The sequence below is a fragment of the Candidatus Phytoplasma crotalariae genome (genome assembly GCF_030586865.1).
GTDB lineage: Bacteria > Bacillota_I > Bacilli_A > Acholeplasmatales > Acholeplasmataceae > Phytoplasma > Phytoplasma citri.
Genome location: NZ_JAOSIR010000053.1, coordinates 1 through 2,007, shown reverse-complemented (window position 1 = coordinate 2,007; position 2,007 = coordinate 1). Strand labels below are relative to the sequence as shown.

The window sequence follows — 2,007 nt, the reverse complement described above, 5'->3', positions numbered from 1 at the left end:
CAAAATTTATTATTAGGATATTCTATTTTTTAATAAACAGTTATAAATATAAATATTTCAGAAGGAATTTGTTCGTATAATTAATTCTATTAGTAATTTTATTGTTTCTAACTGTCACAAATATAAGTCTTTTTTAATAATTATCAAGCTCATGGTGATTTATTTACAAATGCTATGACACAAATGAGATATATGGATTTTTAGGCCAAATTATTTAGTATTTTGTTAAGTCTTTTTTTTAATATCTATGAGCTGTTTTCAAACTTTAGACACTTTTTACTTTTTAAAAACTTTTGAAGACCAACTATTAAGTTAGTCTTTTTTTGTTTAAAAGATTAAAAAATAATTTTCTGTATTTTCTAAAAATTTTTTTAGAAAGAAATGGAATGTTAAAACAAAAATTATTTAAAAAATTTTTAAAAAATAAAAATAATTTAGTAATAAGAGATCTTTATTTTTAGTGAAAAAACTAGTTTATCAATTTTAATATTATTATTCCCGCGAGAGGGTTTGGTGGCTTTGAACTGTTCCATTTTTTTAGACAAGTTTTGATTTAAAAATTGCGCTTGAAGACTAAAATTAAGTTCATAATTTCCTATCTTTTCAAACCAAAGAAATATTATTCGCGTTTTAAAAAGTGTCTAAAATTTTTTTTGATAATTCTTTCGTTTCCCAAGATATTTTTTTGATCTTTTATCTCTTCACTATATAATTTAAACAAAAAAAGAGAAAAACTCGCCAACAAAATGAAAAGAAAATAATATTTGATAAAAAAGGCATACTAAAATAACCTTTTTCAGGTGAGCTTAATTCCATGCCAAAATTAGCTTCGATTTTGCGCATTTTAATTTCCTTAAAATCCATTTGGTATTCCAAAATTGGGGCAATTGATTAATCTATCAGGGAATGAGGTTGTTAGCGTAAAATCGTTAAAAAGTTTTTTATCACAGCATTATCACAAGGATTAGCTTTTTTGGACATACTAATTAAAAACCCTTTTTTAATTAAAGTTTGTTGGAATTTTGTTACTTAATCAAAATGAATGATACTAGGGGGAGTTTTTTAATTATCTTTAAAACTAAATCTTGATTTTGTTTATTGGAAAGATGAAAGGAAATAATTTGATTGTTACAATAATCAATAATAAAAGAAAAATAGAGAAACCTTTGATTAGGTAATATCCGTAAAAAGTTTTTGAAAGGGTTGAGTCGTAACAAAATCTTGATTGATGAAATTAGGAATGATTTGAAGATTATTTTTTAAATTACAATAAGTAAAATTTTTTTTATTCTTAATCGGCACCGAAGATCATTTTTTTTCATAATGGTCTCAACTTTTTTCTTAGTAATCTTTTCATTAAAAGTTTTTTGGTATAAATCGGTGATTTTGCGATGGCCATAAAAATATTGATAGTTCAAACATAAAGCTTTAATTCGTTTTTTTTGTTTTAAAAGGTATTTTTCTTCTTTTTCTTGGAGGTTATTTTTAACTTTTACCCAATAATAATAAGTGCTTCAGTTAATTTGGATGGTTTTTAAAATAGTAGTTAAATTTAAAGTCGATTGGAATTGGTTGACCAAATGAAAAAACCATCTTTTTATCAATTTTTTTAATTTTTTCCATCATTTTTTGTAATAATTTAATTTTTTGTTTTAACTTTTGCATCTTGATACTAATTATCTTTACCAATTATTTTGAATATATCAAATATTATAACTCTAAAAGATTTTTTTATTGATTAAATAAGCGCTTTAGCGCGTTCATCTTTTTGTTTCATAGATATATTTTCAATACTTAAAAAGGCAACTAATTTAAAAATTAAAGTTGATTTAATGATTAAAATAAATTAAAAAAGATATTACAATATTAATATTAAAATTTGATAGAATATACTTATAAAAAAATTTAAATTAAAATTTAAATATACAAAGGAAAAAAAATGTTTAAAAAACCATTAGCATTTGCTTTGCGCCCGTCAACAATAACTGATATCATTGGACAAAGTCA

The 2,007-nt window shown here is 22.5% G+C and carries 1 pseudogene; it reads right to left on the bottom strand.

Features of this window, described 5'->3' with window-relative positions:
- Nucleotides 1-806: 806 nt before the first annotated feature.
- Nucleotides 807-1,665, bottom strand: a pseudogene (locus OC683_RS02370) (IS3 family transposase).
- Nucleotides 1,666-2,007 lie beyond the last annotated feature (342 nt).